The following is a 16376-nucleotide window of genomic DNA, read 5'->3' on the forward strand; positions in this document are numbered from 1 at the left end:
CACTTAACCAAATCCACCCAGGTCAAGATCCGGATCTTTGACCCGGATGGCGGTTTGATCCGAACCTTGGTCGAGGGTGCGGACCAAGCGGTCGGTCGTACACAACATATCTGGGACGGCCGTGACGACAGCGGCAAGATCGTACCCGATGAGGCCTACACCTTTGTCATCGAGGCTGCCGATGGTGCCGTTTATGACCCTACCACTTTCTCCGGCGGCGAGGTGGGCGACCTGACGGATGTCAGCTTCGACCCATCGGGAACCCTCAGTTACCAGCTCCCGGTACCGGCCCGCGTCCTGATCCGGCTCGGTATCCGCAATGGCCCCATGTATCGCACCCTGGTGGATTGGAAGCCGAGACCAGTCGGCAACGTCAACGAATACTGGGACGGATTCGATCGGGACCAACTGATCAAGCTCCAAGGCCAGGAGGATTTCAGTGCCCTGGTGACCTATGCCACCTTACCCGAGGCGACGGTAATTACCTATGGCAACCAGGATGAGAGTTATCGGGAATACAGGCTCGGCCGGGGCAAGGACTGCCCACGGAAACCGGAGCGCCCCCGTATTTCGGACACCGAGCAAGGCTTCCGTCCCGATTTCCTGGTCCCGCCTGCCTGGGCGCGTGCCCCCCAAGTCGAGCTGACCTTTCCCGATTTCCCGGAGGCCGATGCGGTGCCGGCGGTGAAGCGAACCCTCCAGGTGCGCATCGATGTCGCGGAGGAGGATAAGCCCCGGTTGCTGGCGGACCAGTTCGAGGTTCTGCTCTTCGTCGACAGCCAATTCTTCGCCGAGGCCGAGCGGGGCTATCTACCGTTGAATTGGAAATGGGAGCTGCAACAGTTCCCCCCCGGCGAGCACATCCTGACTGTGAATATCTCCAGCTTCAAAGGCCAGGTCGGTGTCGCCAGCCGCAAGATCATCCTTGAGAAATAGCGTCGAGATAATCATGCCGTTCCCTTTGGTTTTCCATCGGGAATTCTTTTTCGCCGCAAATGAACGCGAATCAACGCAAAGTCGAGAGCATCCGTACCGGGTCCCCAAGCCGGACACTGTACCGCGGTGCGGCGGTCATCGCCTTGGTCCTGAGCGCCGCAGCAGATGTCCAGGCCGCGCTTGTGTTTTCGGCCCTCCGGGACGGCGTCTGGCGGCTCTATCATCAATCCGAACCGGACGCGCCGCCGCGGCCGATACCGGCGCAGCCGCTCGCCGGCGACCAGGGCGCACCACGGCTATCACCGGACGGTAAATGGGTTGCCTTCGAGATCACCGGCGGCGGGCTCCAGGTCTGTCCCATTACAGGGGCAGGGGCTTGCCGATCCGTTGCGGTCGGGTCGGGTTATGCCGTGCGTCCCACCTGGAATCCACGGACCGGCGCGCTGGTCCTCGTCCACTTCACCTTCAAGGGCGGTGAGGAGCAGTCCACCATCAAGCTGACCCGTGGCGATCCGGCTGCAATCACCCCCCTCATCGAGCAGACCGGCATCCAGGATTTCCCGGCTGTCGCGCCGGACGGGCGCCGACTGGCCTATACTTCTTGGCTCACCGTCATGCCCTACCGCGGCCGGGTCAGTGTGGTCCAGCAGCTCTGGACCCTGGAGCTCGGCACCGGGAGGGCAGGGCAACTGCTGCTGTCGAACGCCGGCGACATCCATCCCCGGTGGTCTCCGGACGGCAGCCGGATCGCCTTTTCATCGAACCGCACCGGCCGCTACGAGCTCTGGACTACCAGTAACGCGGGCACCGATTTGCGTCGGATTACCGATGGTCCGGGTGACAAGACCTGGCCGGCCTGGTCCCCGGACGGTTCGCGCATCCTCTTCACCCACACCCGGGAGGGCCGCTCCGGCCTCTCCCTGGTCCGCATCGACACCGGCGAGATCCGGCCCTACAACCCATTCGGTCCGGACTCCGGGATCCAGCTCAAGGACCCGGACTGGCGCGCCGTTGCAGACTGAGTACCGTCGGCAGCCCCATGCAGGCACCGGGACGCCGCCGCCACAGGTCTTTGATCCGGGTCCTGGGTCTTGGTGTACTCGTCGTCTCCATCGTAGCCCTTGTCATCGTCCGCCAGGCACCGATCCCGGAAGACGCCGCCTATATCGGCTCCGCTGTCTGCAGCAGTTGCCATCGGACCGAATACGCAGGCTGGCACGCCAGCCTCCATTCCAAGATGATGCGCCGGGTCGATCAAGAAGGCGTGGTGGTCGCCGATTTCAATGCCGAGGATGCACCCTTCGACCCCAAACAGGCCGTGTGGGCCATCGGCAGCCGTTGGGAGCAGCAATTCATGGGCCACGACGGTAAGACGGAGACCTTGCTGCCCGGTGCTTGGTTGGTCGCTACGGGTGAGTGGAAGATTAAGGGCTGGGACGGCTGGCAGGTCCCCGTCCCCCGGCGGCGCTGCCACGGCTGCCACACCGTCGGGCTGAATGTGGAAACCGGCGAATTCGTCGAGCCCGGTATCGGCTGCGAGTCCTGCCACGGACCCGGCAGTTGGCACCGTACCACCCTGGGGTTGGGCGCGATCGCCGCCACCCTCGACGCCCAGGTCTGCGGCCAATGCCATACCCGCGGGCGTTCTACCGACGGCCGGCACTTCTTCCCGGTGGGCTACCGGCCCGGCGCGCCCTTGGCAGACTACTTCCGAACGACCGAGCCCACGCTCGGTCAGACCTCCGCCGCCTGGTGGGGCAACGGCCGTGAATATAAGCGCCACCAGGAGTACGCTGCCTGGCGACGGGGAGGACATGCCGACAGCCTCAGGCACCTGAAGGAGGGGTATGACGGCCGCTACGGACAGGTGACCTCCGATTGCCTGCGCTGCCACGCCGCCGAGGCCGCTATCGACCCTCACCGTAAACCCACCTTGGATGCAGTCGAGCACGGTATCACCTGTGCCGTTTGCCACCAGGTCCATGGTAGTTTGGACAGGCTGCGCCTCGAATGCGACGACTGTCACGAGCCAGGTGCCTTCTACCATCACCCGGAGCGCAATGCGGATCATGTCGTCTGCGGCGACCAGGCAGGAGTCACCTGTGTCGATTGCCATATGCCCCGCACCGCCAAGAACGGCGGCAGGTTCAGTCTCCACACCCATCATCCGGGCATTATCCCGCCCTCGGATACCGCGCAATATGGTGTCCCGAGTAGCTGCGCCAAGGGTACCTGCCACGCCGACCGGCAAACGGAGTGGCTGCAAGCCGCCTTTGAGCTTCACTACCGATGAGAGGAGTATAATCGTCCGTCATGTTTCGCCCGCTGTCCCTTTTCGTCGGTCTGCGCTATACCCGTGCCAAACGGCGGAATCACTTCATCTCTTTCATCTCCCTGATCTCGATGCTCGGCATCATGCTGGGTATCGTGGCCCTGATCGTGGTGCTTTCCGTCATGAACGGCTTTCACACCGAGATCCAGGCGCGCATCCTGGGAATGGCCTCGCATGCCACCTTGTCCGACCCCTATGGCGACATGTCCGATTGGCCGGACCTGCTGGAGCGGGTACGGAAGCACGAATCGGTGATCGGGGCCGCTCCGTTCGTCGAGTTGCAGGCGATGCTGGCAAACGGCTCCGATGTGAGCGGGGCCCAGCTGCGGGGAATCCTGCCGCGGGAAGAGGACCAGGTGGCCGAGCTGCGCCGGGATATGATTCAGGGCGATATGGACGATCTGGTCGCCGGAAAGTTCAGGGTCATCCTCGGCCGGGAGCTGGCGGCCTATCTCGGGGTCGGGGTCGGCGACCGGGTCACGGTGGTGACGCCCCAGGTGAGTGCCACCCCCATCGGCATCATGCCCCGGCTCAAGGCCTGTACCGTCAGCGGCCTGTTTGCCGCCGGCATGTCGGACTATGATCGCCACGCTGGCTTTCTGCACCTTGAGGACGCCGCCAAGCTCATGCGGCTGGGCTCGGGTGTCACCGGGGTGCGACTCAAGCTCACGGATCTGTTCGAGGCGCCGCGGCTGGTCCGGGACATCGCCTATGATCTGGGTGGGACCTATCGGGTCATCGATTGGACCCAGCACCACCGGAACTTCTTCGCCGCCCTGCGCACCGAGAAGCGCATGATGAGCATCATCCTGTTTTTGATCGTAGCGGTTGCGGCCTTCAACATCGTTTCGACCCTGGTGATGGTGGTGACCGACAAACGGCCCGACATCGCCATCCTGCGTACCCTGGGGGCCTCACCGGCCCGCATCATGGCGATCTTCATGGTCCAAGGCACGACCATCGGTGCCGTAGGGACCCTGTTGGGCATCGGCGGGGGGATCGCGCTGGCGCTCAATGTGGAGCCCATCGTGGCGGGAATCGAGGGCCTGTTCGGTGTCCACTTCCTGGACCCCAACATCTACTATATCAGCAAGTTGCCGTCGGACCTGCGGGCCCGGGACATCGCCTGGGTGGCGGCCGGGGCCTTTCTCATGTCCGTGCTGGCGACCCTCTACCCGGCCTGGCGCGCGGCCCGCACCGATCCCGCCGAGGCCCTGCGCTATGAATGAAGGGGCACCGGTGCTCGAGGCCGTGGGACTGGCAAAGACCTTTCGTCAGGGGCCCCAGGAGGTTGCGGTCCTGCGCCGGGTCGATCTGAGGATCCATGCCGGCGAACGGGTGGCGGTAGTCGGTGTGTCCGGCTCGGGCAAGAGCACGCTGCTGCACTGCCTGGGGGCCTTGGAGCGGCCTTCGGCCGGCAAGGTCTACTGGGAAGGGCAGGACGCGGCCTCCCTGTCGGAACGCACGCGGAGCTTGCGCCGCAACCGCAGTCTGGGCTTCGTCTACCAGTTCCATCACCTATTGCCCGAGTTCAGCGCCCTGGAGAACGTCGCCATGCCCTTGCTCATCCGGGGCGTGGAGCCGGCACGGGCGGCAGCCCAGGCGACAGAGGTCCTGGAGCGGGTGGGTCTGGGAAATCGGGGTGAGCACAAACCTGCGGAGCTCTCCGGCGGCGAGCGGCAGCGGGCCGCCATCGCCCGCGCCCTGGTGACGCGACCGGCCTGCGTGATCGCGGACGAACCGACCGGCAACCTGGATCGACATACGGCCGAGCGGGTCTACGCCTTGATGCTGGCGCTCAATGCCGAAATCGGGACCAGCTTGGTGATCGTTACCCACGACACCGGCTTGACCCGGCGTATGGATCAGGTCTGGCGTTTGGACGACGGGGTACTGAACCCCGGGGCTGCGGCGCGGTAGCGGGTCCGGCGCAGACGGATCCGACGTACCAGGTTCCAGCGCCAGGCGGCCTGTACCGCGAGATAGCCCAGCGCCGAGCAGAGGGCCCCGCAGACCAATCCGCCGACTGTCAGAGGGGCGAGGACGTCCAGCCAGTTGCGCCATTCGAGCCAATACTCCACGCTGAAGGTGTGCACCGGCGTCCCAAGTATCCAAGCTCCCACCAGGTACGCGAAGTAGTACATGGGCGGTATGGTGACCGGATTGGTGATCCAGACCAGGGCCACGGAGATGGGGAGGTTGACGCGGAACACAATGGCCCCGGCGGCGGCGATCAGGAGTTGCCCCAGCGGCGGCAGATACATGACGAACATCCCTACCGCGAAGGCGCCCGCCACGGACCGCCGGTTGAGATGCCACAAACCGGGGTCTTGCAGCCGCTTGCCGAAGACGCGTAGCTGCCTGTGCTCGCGGACCTGCGCCCGATTCGGCGTAATCCGCTTCAGCCATTGTTTCACACCGCTCCTCCGGCGTTTGTCGTAGGCCCTTCCATCTTATGTCGGCGGCAGGCTGTTTGCGAGGGATGTGACTCAATCGTCGGCTTCCGGCAATCCGGAATGATTTGGCGCTGTTTGGGGGACCGGACTTTCTTTATCCACAGATTACGCAGATTTGCGCAGATTAAGAACGAAACAATCTGTGAAAATCTGCGTAATCTGCGGATTAAAAAGACGCCTTCGCGGACAACACCAAATAACGCCGAACAGCGCCAAATCATTCAGGATTGCTATACAATTCCAGTCTTCCCCGTCGAGCAGCAGTAAAGCATGCCATCATGGCCCTGAATACCACCGAAGAGATCATCGAAGACCTGCGCCAGGGCCGGATGGTCGTCATCATGGACGACGAGGACCGGGAGAACGAGGGCGATCTCTTACTGGCCGCACAAAAGGTGACGCCGGATGCGATCAACTTCATGGCCAAGTACGGACGCGGCCTGATCTGCCTCACCCTCACCCAAGCGCGTTGCCTACGCCTGCGTCTGCCGCTCATGGTGAATGGCGACAACACCTCCCACGCCACGGCCTTTACCGTCTCCATCGAGGCCGCTCAGGGTGTCACCACCGGCATTTCCGCCGCCGACCGGGCGACTACCATCAGCGCGGCCACGGCCCCGGATGCCGAGCCTGAGGATTTGGTGCAACCGGGTCACATCTTTCCTTTAATGGCGCAGCCGGGGGGGGTCCTGGTGCGCGCCGGCCATACGGAGGCCGGCTGCGACCTGGCCCGGCTAGCGGGCTTGGAACCGGCGGCGGTCATCGTCGAGATCCTGAACGAAGACGGCAGCATGGCCCGGCGCCCGGACCTCGAGGCCTTCGCCGCGACCCATGGCCTGAAGATCGCTACCATTGCCGACCTCATCCAACATCGGGTACGTCACGAGAAAGCGGTGCTCTGCGAGTGTACCTGCGATCTGTCCACCGAGGTCGGGGACTTTCAGCTATCCGCCTACCGGGACACCATCGATAATAACCTGCACTTTGCCCTGACCCGGGGTGACATATCGCCAGCGCGGCCAACCTTGGTGCGGGTGCATCTCCAGAACAGCCTGTGCGACCTGTTCGGTACCAGCCACAGCGGGTGCGGATGGCCTCTGAGGGACGCCATGCGCCGGATAACCGAGGCCGGTGAGGGCGTGGTCGTGGTCCTGCGCAACCGGGATCACGCGGAGGATCTGCTGGCCCGGATCAAAGACTTCAATCGTCAGGATCAGGAAGACCGAACCCGCTCGCGCCGCCGGGACCGCAGCGAGCTGCGCACCTATGGGATCGGGGCCCAGATCCTGGCGGACCTGGGGGTGCGCAAGATGCGTGTCATGAGCGCGCCCAGGGCCATGCACGCCATCTCCGGTTTCGACCTGGAGGTGGTGGAATATGTGCAGGGCGATCCGATGGGCAGCGCGTAGGATGGACGTGGACGTAGGATGCGGTGAGCGCGGGAGATCTTTCAGGATGGCACTGTCGGGTGGCGCGAACCGCATCGATAGTGCGGTGAGCGCGATAGGTCTTACAGAATGGCACCACCGGCAGGCACGAACCGCATCGGGTCTGGCCTCGATTGATGCGGTTTGTTCCTCACTAGTTGTGGTATATGAGGCGTTTCGGCGTACTTAAACACGGCGACTCGCCGTCTACTACCTGTTAGCCGATAGAAGAAGGAAAAGCACATGAGAAAACCAGCGATTTTTATCGGTTCAGCATCTGAGTCTCTCCATATAGTTGATAGGATAGTTGAAAGCTTATCAACAAGCGGTGTAGTTCCAATTCAGTGGGATGTTGGCGCTTTTGAACCGACAGAAATGACTTTCCAAAGCCTTTTAGATAAGAAAGAAGAAGTCGATTTTTCCTGCTTTGTTCTTGATCCTCAAGACATTTTAATATCCCGAGGATCTGAAGAAATTACCCCACGCGATAACATCGTTTTTGAAATAGGATTATTTATAGGGATGTTGGGTCCGAAACGAACATTTATTGTTTTTCCAGAAGGGAATATGCCTAAACTTCCAACTGATTTGCATGGTATGACGTTGATACCAATCTCACCTGAAGCTTGGAAGGAAAATGCGTCTCGCTCTCTTATGTTAATAAATGCAGCAATCTCCACAATTAAGCGCCGAATAACGGAATTTGGCACCAGATCTTATTCTGATATTTCGACCGCAATCTCTTCTCTTGAAGGTCTTCGGAAGGCGCCTGGAAGCAGAAAAGCTGAAACAATTGTGCTAGATCGCTTTTCAAATAGCGTTCTTAACTTCATTCAGGCAGCCGCGCGCAAATACAACAAAGATTCTGTAAATCTATCTCGAGATGTATGTCTCTATATAGATAGTCCATTTGAGATTCAGGATGTTAAGGAACTCGCTTACGTCCAAGGTAATCTGGAAGGTGAAAAAGAGGTATGGGTGTTCGCCTTAAGGATACTTGACCTAAAACCTCCAATTTATGAGACAGCGAAAAACAACATTAAAAAGGGTATTCGGTATGTTTATTTTCAATACGATATCACTAACTATAATAAGTTAATCAAAAAACTTGTCGACGACATAGGAGATCAATCCGGTTGGTCTGGTGCAGCTATATGCATAGTCGTGCCGAGAGAAGTCCTAATGCCCTGTGATTACCTTATCTATGACCCTAATTGGGAGAAACAGAAAGGCTATGTTGGTAAATCAGCAAATACTAAGGAACACTTGCTTATTGAACTAAATGAGAGCAACGTACAACATACTATCGATACGTGGGAGGGATACGTTACAGAATGCTGGAATAAACATGAAGCAGATCGCACAACCATCTTCGTGTTCCCCTCAACAAAAAACTAACAACCATACTGGAGAATTCGATGTCAAATGAGGCAATATTCATTCTTACTACGCTGATCGATTTAGCGTTTGTTCTTTTTGCTTTCAGGATGGGGAAACCCTGGATTGTTGGCATTATTGTAATGAATTTAATCATGGTTACCTGTTTTGCAGGTAAACTCATCCCTATTTTTGGGTTTGTCACAAACGCTGCTAATGTTTTTTATGCATCCATTTTCTTGGCGACAGATGCGTTGACAGAACATTACGGGAAGAAGGACGGATATCGCTCGGTATTAATCGGGTTTATGTGTATTATGTTATTTGTTGTACTTGGACAATTCACCCTTTTATTTTCTACTGTTGAGCTTACCGAGCAAGTAAGCAGTGCTATGCAAACGGTATTTGGTGCGGTACCCAGAATCGCTTTTGCCTCCATGGTTGCATACCTAATAGCACAAAACTTTGATGTTTGGTTCTATCACCTCCTGCATGACAGGACACATCGTAAATACCTTTGGTTTCGTAATAACCTTTCAACTGCAACGTCACAGTTTGTCGATAGCGTCGTGTTCTTTACTATTGCATTCTACGGTGTTATGCCAAATTCTCAGTTAATTGAGGTTATATTTACCGGATACGTTGTTAAGTTAATTGTTGCGACTCTTGATACGCCTTTTATTTATTTGACATACAAGGTTAAAAGAGCAGCGTCGCAGTAGAGCTTACGAACCCCAACGAATCGCCATGTCGAACCAAAGCTGTTGGGGTTCGTCCCTCACTCCAACCTACGCGAGAATGTAGATACGTTGGTTGCGGTGGAGAAGCCAGCGATTTTCTCTGGCTCCCACGCTCCAGCGTGGGAGCAAATCTAGACGCTCCAGCGTCATGAAAAGTGAATAAAAGGGTACTCATTTTGTTTCTTCTATAAAGGGCATCGCAATGGAAGTCAAATTAAGCAAGCAACAAAAAGTCACCGTAAACGGTGCGGAAGACATTTATCTGATCATGCGCCAGATTCTCCGTAGAGAAAATAAAATCGGTCAAGGTCAGGAACACTTCTGGATGGTGGGTTTGAATCAAGCGAAAAAAATCCTCTATATCGAGTTGGTTGCTTTGGGGTCTTCCAACATGGCGGGCATCAACCCCAGAGAAGCCTTCCGAATGGCGATTTACAAGCTCGCCGTTCAGGTTATTATGGTCCATAACCATCCCGGCGGGAATGTGACGCCTTCATACGAAGATCAGGACCTCACCGATCATTTTATTCAGGCAGGCAAATTCCTTAAGGTCGAAGTAATCGATCATCTCATCATCAGCGATGAAACCTATCATAGCTTTGTCGAGTCGGGGATCTTCAAGAAACTCCAGGCAAGCGAACGATGGATTTTGCCTTATAAAGTCAAGAAGAGGATCAGGAATGAGGGTAAAGAAGAAGGATTAAAGGAGGGTAAGGAGACAGGGCTTCAGCTGGGGGAGAAAATTGGTGAAGAGAAAGGAAGAATAGAAATGGCAAAGCTAATGAAGAAAGATAAAAAAACAACAGAAGAAATTCAAAAGTATACCCAACTTCCAATAGAAGAAATCCAAAAACTATAGAACCCAAATAGGCTAACCAGAAAAGGGGCCAGGCTCAATCGATGGGTCGTTTTTCATAGCTCATTCGCCTAACATTCGGCTGCAAGCGACCCAATGCCGCGGTCCGGCTCCTCAGCGACTTTCAAGCTCAGTGCCACTCGGCATTGGGTGCCTGAGCCCAAACGTTATGTGTCCTGAGGTTATGGCTGACGGCTCGGCATCTTTGACCACTGAATTATGATTGCCGTTTTTGGCGACCGTAGGTGCTTCGTTTACGGTCCTGATCGTCCAGGCGCTAAATCAATACAGGCGGGAACACAGGCAGCGACTTTACGCCGTTGGCTACATGGCAGATGTCTTGAGCAAGCTAGTTCAATCGGAGCTGCTCATTCAAAAGCACACGATTGGGCCGCATATTGAGGCTGCCAAGCGAATTCTTTCCGGTGACAATCAGTTGCTTGAACTTACGTTGGATACGGATGAATTCGACATTCTTGCAGCGGGTCCGTTGACCTTCATTGGCCTCCCCGACGATCACAAACTCCTTGTTGGCTATGACAACATCCAGATCGTTCAGGCGTTCGACACACTGCTGTACATGCACGCGGATGACACTAATCGCTTGGCACTGAGATCCTTCGCCGCCGAGAACCTAAAAAGCAAGAGGCAGTTCCTCGAACTTACCCGCGAGCACCAAAACGATATTCTCAATACATACTGGGATTATCTTCGGTCGCTAGAGCACGAGGGAAAGCGTCTTGCAGCCTTTGCTTTCTACATCTTCGCTCCAATGCTGCGGACATACATTGGCGCCAGGAAATTCGCACTCTTTAGCACCAAGTCCGTTTTGGAGACGCTCGATCGAATTGAGGGGCTGCATCGGCAGTACCAAAACTTCGTGCCCTCTCAGAACTTTTTTAAGCAAACGCTCGATGGTGGGATACAAGGTGCCTTATGAAGCGGCTACATAACAACACGTTGCAGGTGACGTTTGACCCGCTGCGCACCTTTGCTGCCGCAAAGGCACGTATCGCCTCAAACGCACCTGAACGTGGGCGTTATGCCCGGCAACAAGATCGTTATACCTTCAAGAATATGGGATAGAAAATAATGGAACAAGTATCAGAAAAATCACAACATATGTCAGTTGATGATATCAGGAACAATCCCGAACTTATCGCACAGATTCTTTTGGAAGACAGGGATATTTCCGTAATATTTGAGAAGAGAGGGAACGAAGTCAGGTATGCTTATTTAAAGACTTATGAGAAAGAAAGTATTAGAATACTGAAGGAAGCGGAAGATGAACATAAAAGATTTAGGGAGAAAGGATATACTCGTGAGCAGGCGTTCGGAGATTTTGAGAAAGCACGGGAAGAGATGAAGAAATATTTATAAATTAGAATACGATGAAAACTTCTTTCAGCGTCGTGCCTGATACAAATGTTGTGATTGCGTCTGAAAAAAGCACATCAACATCAGGTCCAAACAGAGAATTCTTTGACCGTTGGAGAAATGATGAGTTTGAAATTCTATACTCAGATGATATGCTTCTTGAATACATTGAAAAAATGAGAGAACGGGATATATCGGAAGAAATCATAAAAAAACTGATCCGTGCGATGCTTGAACTTGGCAGACATATCAGTATCGTATTTTACCATCTGCCTCTCTACCCATCTGATCCGGATGATATTGCTTTTCTTCTTTGTGCGGAGAACGGAAATGCGACTCATATCGTAAGTTATGATCCGCATCTCAAGGAAACAGAGTATTTCTATTCATTCAGGGTCTGCACAACATTGGAATTCTTGTTTGATTTGAGAGAAAAACTGTCTTAAATATAGGGAAAAGGGGCCAGGCTCGATTGACGGGTCGTTTTTCACGGCTCGTTCGCCTAACATTCGGCTACAGGCGACCCAATGCCGCGGTTCGGCTCCTCAGTAACTTTCAAGCTCAGTGCCACGCGGCATTGGGCGCCTGAGCCAAGCCGTTGGGCGGCAAAACAGCAGGTGACACATTGAAGTTCAAAGTTTACGTTGAAACATCAGTTATCAGTTATTTGACGGCACGTCCAAGTAACGACCTCCGTGCAATGGCTAACCAAAATGCTACGGTTGAGTGGTGGGAGACCCAGAGTTCCAAATACGATCTCGTTATTTCCGAGTTCGTTATTGCTGAGGCTAGTCTTGGCCATCCTGAAGCGGCAAAGCGTCGTCTTGCCACCGTGAAGGACATTATGGAACTTCAAGCAACTGAAGAGGCTAGAACACTTGGCAAGGAATTTATCAACCGCAGCGCCTTACCAGCAAAGGCTGAAGTGGATGCATACCATGTGGCTATTGCAGCGGTAAATGGTGTCGAGTATCTGCTTACCTGGAACTGTACACACATCGCCAATGCTCATACACGTCCTAAAATCGAGGCTGCTTGCAGGGCATTGGGGTACGAACCCCCTATCATCTGTACCCCTGACGAGTTAACGGAGAGTTAAATCATGTGGCAAGATTCTATCGTTGCTGAGACACGTGCGCTGAGAGAGCAGTACGCCAACCAGTTTGGTCACGATGCGGATGCCATTTTTCAGGATATTCTGCACAGGCAAAATGCTCCAGGCAAAAAACTAGTTTCGTTTCCTGCACGTAAACCTATTCTCGCACAAGGTGCCGCCCAACAAGGCGCTCCTGCGGACGCTCGTACCTCGCGCCGCTGAGCTTGATCTTTTAAGCGCAAAAATACGACGTGGTAACTTTAGATCTAATTTGTCATTTTTCAGGGGAGAAATCGACTCCATGACGATCAAGACTATCGAGGGCGCGCTGCGCGCCGACAACGCCCGTTTCTGCCTGGTGGTTTCCCGCTTCAACCGCTTTGTGGTGGAGAATCTGCTCACGGGTGCGATTGATGCACTGAGGCGTCACGGTGTCGAAGACTCGGACCTGACCATCGTCCGCGTCCCCGGGGCCTTCGAGATGCCGGTGACCATCGAACGCGTTGCGGCCAAGGGCGGGTACGACGCAATCATCGCCATCGGCGCGGTGATCCGCGGCAGTACGCCCCATTTCAACTATGTGGCCGGCGAGTGCGTCAAAGGGATAGCGCAGGTGAGCCTAAAGCACGGCGTCCCCGTCGCATTCGGCGTGCTTACCGTGGACACCCTCGAGCAGGCCATCGAGCGCGCCGGCACCAAGGCCGGCAACAAAGGGGCGGATGCGGCCAGGTCCGCCATCGAGATGGTGGATCTACTGCGGCAGCTGGACTGAGATGGGCGGACGCCGCAGCCAGGCACGCCGCTATGCCGTACTTGCCCTCTACCAGTGGCAACTCACCGGACAAGACCCGCTGGAGATCGGTCGCCACTTCCTCAATGACCCCACTTGGGTAGAGGGGGTCGCCGCCGCCCTCGCGGATCCGGAAGAGGCGCCGGATTCCGGTGCCAAATCGAGGCAGGCCTACGACCTGGAGCTGTTCCGGCAGCTCCTCTATGGGGTTCCCGCGCGCCGGAAGGAGCTGGACGCCCGCCTGCAACCGGTCTTGGACCGCCCCCTCGAGCGGGTGGACCCCGTGGAGTGCGCCATTCTCCGCGCGGGCACCTACGAGCTGCTCTACAGTCCCTCCGTGCCCTACCGGGTAGCCATCAACGAGGCGGTCGACCTGGCGAAGCTGCTCGGGGCCGAGCAGGGCCACCGCTATGTCAACGGTGTCCTCGACCGGGTCGCCCGCGACATGCGCGACGGAGAGACAGATACGGATGCATCGACCGACTAGCTGTCCGATATCCGATGTGGCCTGAGAAGGCGTCTGCTCTGACCGTTGCCGATAGCTGGTCATTGGGTCCGTAAGCCGTCTGAAAGACGGCGGTCCCAGCCGGACTCACGTCCCCGGAACCACCGACATTTTGTCGGCCCCTGGGACCGCCGACATTCTGTTAGCCCCTGGGACCGCCGACATTCTGTCGGCTCCCAGGACTACCGATATTTCGTTGGCCCTTCCGGCTATCGGGTAGAACCTGAATGTCGAGTTGCCGGTCCAAATGGTCATCAGTCAGGCTTAGTTTTCACGAGAAAAGCGTGGGAACGAGCCATTACGACCGATTTGCGTTCATTGGCGTTCATTTGCGGCAAAAAAATGATTCCCAGATTATCGGTACTTCGGTACTCCTATACGAGGCTCGACCATCCACTGCGGCGATCGGTCGCCCCGGACAGTGGGCAGGCACAGTGTCCGAATTCGACCTGATTCGGCATCACTTCTCCCGCATCGGCAGCCAGCGCGCGGATGTAGCCCTGGGTGTTGGTGATGATTGTGCCCTCCTGCGGGTCCCCCAGGGCTATGAGCTTGCCGCCAGCATTGACACCCTGGTAGCGGGCGTCCACTTTCTTTCTGACTGTGATCCGGAAGGGCTCGGCCACAAATCGCTGGCCGTAGGGTTGAGCGACCTGGCCGCCGTGGGTGCCGAGCCCGCCTGGGCGACCCTGGCCCTCACCCTCCCGGATGCCGACGCGGCCTGGCTGGATGCCTTCAGCCTCGGGTTTGACCGGCTCGCCCGGAGCTATGGGATCGCCCTTGTCGGTGGTGACATGACCCGTGGTCCGCTGACTATAACGGTGCAGATCCAGGGCCTGGTCCCGGCCGCAACAGCAATACTCCGCCGCGGTGCGCGGCCCGGCGATCTGGTCTGTGTCAGCGGGACCCTGGGGGACGCCGGTCTCGCCCTGCGCCTGCTCGATGCCGGGGAGGCGGTACCCGAATTTTTGCGCGAACGCCTGGAGCGACCGACCCCACGGGTCGAGTTGGGCCTGGCCCTGCGGGGGACCGCCACGGCCATGATCGACCTGTCCGACGGATTGGCGGCAGACCTCGGGCATATCTTGGCGGCGAGCGGCGTCGGCGCCGAGATCCGGCTCCCGGACCTTCCCCTCTCCCGATCGGTAAGGGATCGGTTAGCGGCGGACCCGGATTGGGGGTTACCCCTGGCGGCGGGGGACGACTACGAGCTCTGCTTCTGCGCCCCCGAACAGAAGCACACTCAGATCACGGCCCTGGCGGAACGGCTCGGTATTCGGGTCCAGGCCATTGGCCGAGTGCAACCGGAGACAGGGCTGCGATGTCTGCTGGAGGACGGGTCGATCTGGGACCCGGGGCGATCGGGCTATGACCATTTTCCGGATGCGAGCTGAGGGGATGCGGGCTAAGGGCCAGGGCCTGCCGAGCCGAGCCTGGTGGCGTTGGCCCCATCACTGGCTGGCCTACGGCTTGGGTGCGGGGCGCTTCCCCTGGGCGCCCGGGACGGTTGGGACCCTCGCCGCCATTCCCCTCTATCTGCTGTTGCGACCCCTGCCGCTCCTCTGGTATCTAGCCGCACTCCTGCTGATGTTCCTCATTGGGGTCTGGGCCTGCGGCAAGACGGCGCAGGAGCTGCAGGCATCGGACCCCGCCAGCATCGTCTGGGACGAGATGCTGGGGTTCTTGCTGGCCATGACCGTGGCACCGCCGGGATGGCCGTGGCTCCTGGCGGGATTCATCCTGTTCCGCTGTTTCGACATCCTCAAGCCCTGGCCCATCGGCGCGCTGGACAAACAGGTATCGGGTGGGCTCGGGATCATGCTCGACGACGTTGCCGCCGGGGCCATGACCTGCCTGCTGCTGCAAGCGGCGGTGTGGATCTTTTGAGCCGCAGAGACGCTGAGGACACAGAGAAAACGATAAACCCGCCTGGTTATCAGCCTCTCAGGTGAACGAGGAGACGGTAGTGGTTAATATCTAAGTTGGAACATGACCAACAGCTGGCCGCTATGCTCCCTCTCCCTCTGGGAGAGGGTTGGGGAGAGGGGATCAAAAAGATGAATCTCTCTACTTTAACACTTATGAATTTACCACTACCCGAGGAGACTTTATGCCTCAATATTACTATCTGCTTTTCTACACCATCCTTGCGATAGTAGTAAATAATACTACTATAGGGTAAGGAGGTGCCTATCATGGCCAATGTCGAAAAAGTCAGTATTGCGCTGACACCGGAAATGCTTGCCGTTGTGCGCGAGGTCGTGGCGAGCGGCGAATACGCCAGCAGCAGCGAGGTCGTGCGCGAAGCGTTACGCGACTGGAAACTGAGGCGCTCTTTGCACCAGCAGGAAGCCGACGAGCTGCGTCGTCTATGGAACGAGGGTCTGGACAGCGGCCCCAGCCGTTTTGCGGATATGGCTGAAATAAAAGCCGAAGCCCGACAGCGGCTTGATAAAACGCAAGCAGACGCATAACAACCCACCC

General features: G+C 57.1%; 21 protein-coding genes. 20 read left to right on the forward strand and 1 reads right to left on the reverse strand.

Annotated features, from left to right (window positions below; all coding sequences use genetic code 11):
* The 5 genes from E1958_RS17655 to E1958_RS17675 form a co-directional block, all read left to right on the forward strand.
* Nucleotides 1–936 (forward strand): FlgD immunoglobulin-like domain containing protein (locus tag E1958_RS17655; RefSeq protein ID WP_208108618.1); only part of this gene is annotated, 936 nt, incomplete at its 5' end.
* Nucleotides 937–995: 59 nt separating this feature from the next.
* Nucleotides 996–1958 (forward strand): TolB-like translocation protein, encoded by a 963-nt coding sequence (locus E1958_RS17660; RefSeq protein ID WP_133513034.1) that lies wholly within the window; start codon nucleotides 996–998, stop codon nucleotides 1956–1958.
* A gap of 17 nt (nucleotides 1959–1975) precedes the next feature.
* Nucleotides 1976–3229 (forward strand): multiheme c-type cytochrome, encoded by a 1254-nt coding sequence (locus E1958_RS17665; protein WP_133513035.1) that lies wholly within the window; start codon nucleotides 1976–1978, stop codon nucleotides 3227–3229.
* 20 nt (nucleotides 3230–3249) lie between these two features.
* Nucleotides 3250–4497 carry a lipoprotein-releasing ABC transporter permease subunit gene (locus E1958_RS17670; protein ID WP_133513036.1) on the forward strand — a complete coding sequence of 416 codons (1248 nt, stop codon included), beginning with the start codon at nucleotides 3250–3252 and terminating at the stop codon, nucleotides 4495–4497.
* The gene (locus E1958_RS17675; RefSeq protein WP_133513037.1) at nucleotides 4490–5188 is read left to right on the forward strand and encodes an ABC transporter ATP-binding protein; all 699 of its coding nucleotides are present in this window, start codon (nucleotides 4490–4492) and stop codon (nucleotides 5186–5188) included. The genes E1958_RS17670 and E1958_RS17675 overlap by 8 nt, the downstream gene beginning before the upstream one ends.
* On the opposite strand, the gene E1958_RS17680 is transcribed toward E1958_RS17675, so the two are convergent.
* Nucleotides 5134–5685, reverse strand: coding sequence for a DUF2062 domain-containing protein (locus E1958_RS17680; RefSeq protein WP_089723719.1), 552 nt, complete (start codon nucleotides 5683–5685; stop codon nucleotides 5134–5136). The two genes, E1958_RS17675 and E1958_RS17680, sit on opposite strands and share 55 nt — an antisense overlap.
* A gap of 317 nt (nucleotides 5686–6002) precedes the next feature.
* On the opposite strand from E1958_RS17680, the gene ribBA reads away from it, so the two are divergent.
* From ribBA to E1958_RS17750, 15 genes are all read left to right on the forward strand, one after another.
* A complete protein-coding gene (gene ribBA / locus E1958_RS17685) occupies nucleotides 6003–7133 on the forward strand; it encodes a bifunctional 3,4-dihydroxy-2-butanone-4-phosphate synthase/GTP cyclohydrolase II (RefSeq protein ID WP_133513038.1) in 1131 nt (376 codons plus the stop codon).
* Nucleotides 7134–7394: 261 nt separating this feature from the next.
* Nucleotides 7395–8549 carry a TIR domain-containing protein gene (locus E1958_RS17690; RefSeq protein ID WP_133513039.1) on the forward strand — a complete coding sequence of 385 codons (1155 nt, stop codon included), beginning with the start codon at nucleotides 7395–7397 and terminating at the stop codon, nucleotides 8547–8549.
* Nucleotides 8550–8569: 20 nt separating this feature from the next.
* Nucleotides 8570–9250, forward strand: a complete 681-nt coding sequence (locus E1958_RS17695; RefSeq protein ID WP_133513040.1) for a queuosine precursor transporter — start codon at nucleotides 8570–8572, stop codon at nucleotides 9248–9250.
* A 220-nt stretch (nucleotides 9251–9470) separates the two neighbouring features.
* On the forward strand, nucleotides 9471–10127 hold the full coding sequence (locus E1958_RS17700) for a JAB domain-containing protein (RefSeq protein WP_133513041.1): 657 nt from the start codon (nucleotides 9471–9473) through the stop codon (nucleotides 10125–10127).
* Nucleotides 10128–10356: 229 nt separating this feature from the next.
* Nucleotides 10357–11064 (forward strand): hypothetical protein, encoded by a 708-nt coding sequence (locus E1958_RS17705; RefSeq protein WP_133513042.1) that lies wholly within the window; start codon nucleotides 10357–10359, stop codon nucleotides 11062–11064.
* A complete protein-coding gene (locus tag E1958_RS20525) occupies nucleotides 11061–11210 on the forward strand; it encodes a hypothetical protein (RefSeq protein WP_165742028.1) in 150 nt (49 codons plus the stop codon). Before E1958_RS17705 ends, E1958_RS20525 begins: the two co-directional genes overlap by 4 nt.
* Nucleotides 11211–11216: 6 nt before the next feature.
* Entirely contained in the window at nucleotides 11217–11504 is a 288-nt protein-coding gene (locus E1958_RS17710) for a hypothetical protein (RefSeq protein WP_133513043.1), read from the forward strand.
* Between the two features lie 11 nt (nucleotides 11505–11515).
* The gene (locus tag E1958_RS17715) at nucleotides 11516–11947 is read left to right on the forward strand and encodes a PIN domain-containing protein (RefSeq protein ID WP_133513044.1); all 432 of its coding nucleotides are present in this window, start codon (nucleotides 11516–11518) and stop codon (nucleotides 11945–11947) included.
* A gap of 152 nt (nucleotides 11948–12099) precedes the next feature.
* Nucleotides 12100–12600: a type II toxin-antitoxin system VapC family toxin gene (locus E1958_RS17720; RefSeq protein WP_243448457.1), complete on the forward strand. Its 501-nt coding sequence runs from the start codon at nucleotides 12100–12102 to the stop codon at nucleotides 12598–12600.
* A gap of 3 nt (nucleotides 12601–12603) precedes the next feature.
* On the forward strand, nucleotides 12604–12819 hold the full coding sequence (locus E1958_RS17725; protein ID WP_133513045.1) for a hypothetical protein: 216 nt from the start codon (nucleotides 12604–12606) through the stop codon (nucleotides 12817–12819).
* 79 nt (nucleotides 12820–12898) lie between these two features.
* Nucleotides 12899–13369, forward strand: coding sequence for a 6,7-dimethyl-8-ribityllumazine synthase (ribH, locus tag E1958_RS17730; RefSeq protein ID WP_133513046.1), 471 nt, complete (start codon nucleotides 12899–12901; stop codon nucleotides 13367–13369).
* 1 nt (nucleotide 13370) lies between these two features.
* On the forward strand, nucleotides 13371–13874 hold the full coding sequence (nusB, locus tag E1958_RS17735; protein ID WP_133513047.1) for a transcription antitermination factor NusB: 504 nt from the start codon (nucleotides 13371–13373) through the stop codon (nucleotides 13872–13874).
* Nucleotides 13875–14326: 452 nt separating this feature from the next.
* The gene (thiL, locus tag E1958_RS17740; protein WP_133513048.1) at nucleotides 14327–15286 is read left to right on the forward strand and encodes a thiamine-phosphate kinase; all 960 of its coding nucleotides are present in this window, start codon (nucleotides 14327–14329) and stop codon (nucleotides 15284–15286) included.
* Nucleotides 15287–15290: 4 nt separating this feature from the next.
* Nucleotides 15291–15779 carry a phosphatidylglycerophosphatase A family protein gene (locus E1958_RS17745; RefSeq protein WP_133513049.1) on the forward strand — a complete coding sequence of 163 codons (489 nt, stop codon included), beginning with the start codon at nucleotides 15291–15293 and terminating at the stop codon, nucleotides 15777–15779.
* Nucleotides 15780–16087: 308 nt separating this feature from the next.
* Nucleotides 16088–16366: a type II toxin-antitoxin system ParD family antitoxin gene (locus E1958_RS17750; RefSeq protein ID WP_089727507.1), complete on the forward strand. Its 279-nt coding sequence runs from the start codon at nucleotides 16088–16090 to the stop codon at nucleotides 16364–16366.
* The last annotated feature ends 10 nt before the right edge of the window (nucleotides 16367–16376 follow it).

This window comes from Candidatus Thiosymbion oneisti (assembly GCF_004359955.1).
Taxonomy (GTDB): domain Bacteria; phylum Pseudomonadota; class Gammaproteobacteria; order Chromatiales; family Chromatiaceae; genus Thiosymbion; species Thiosymbion oneisti.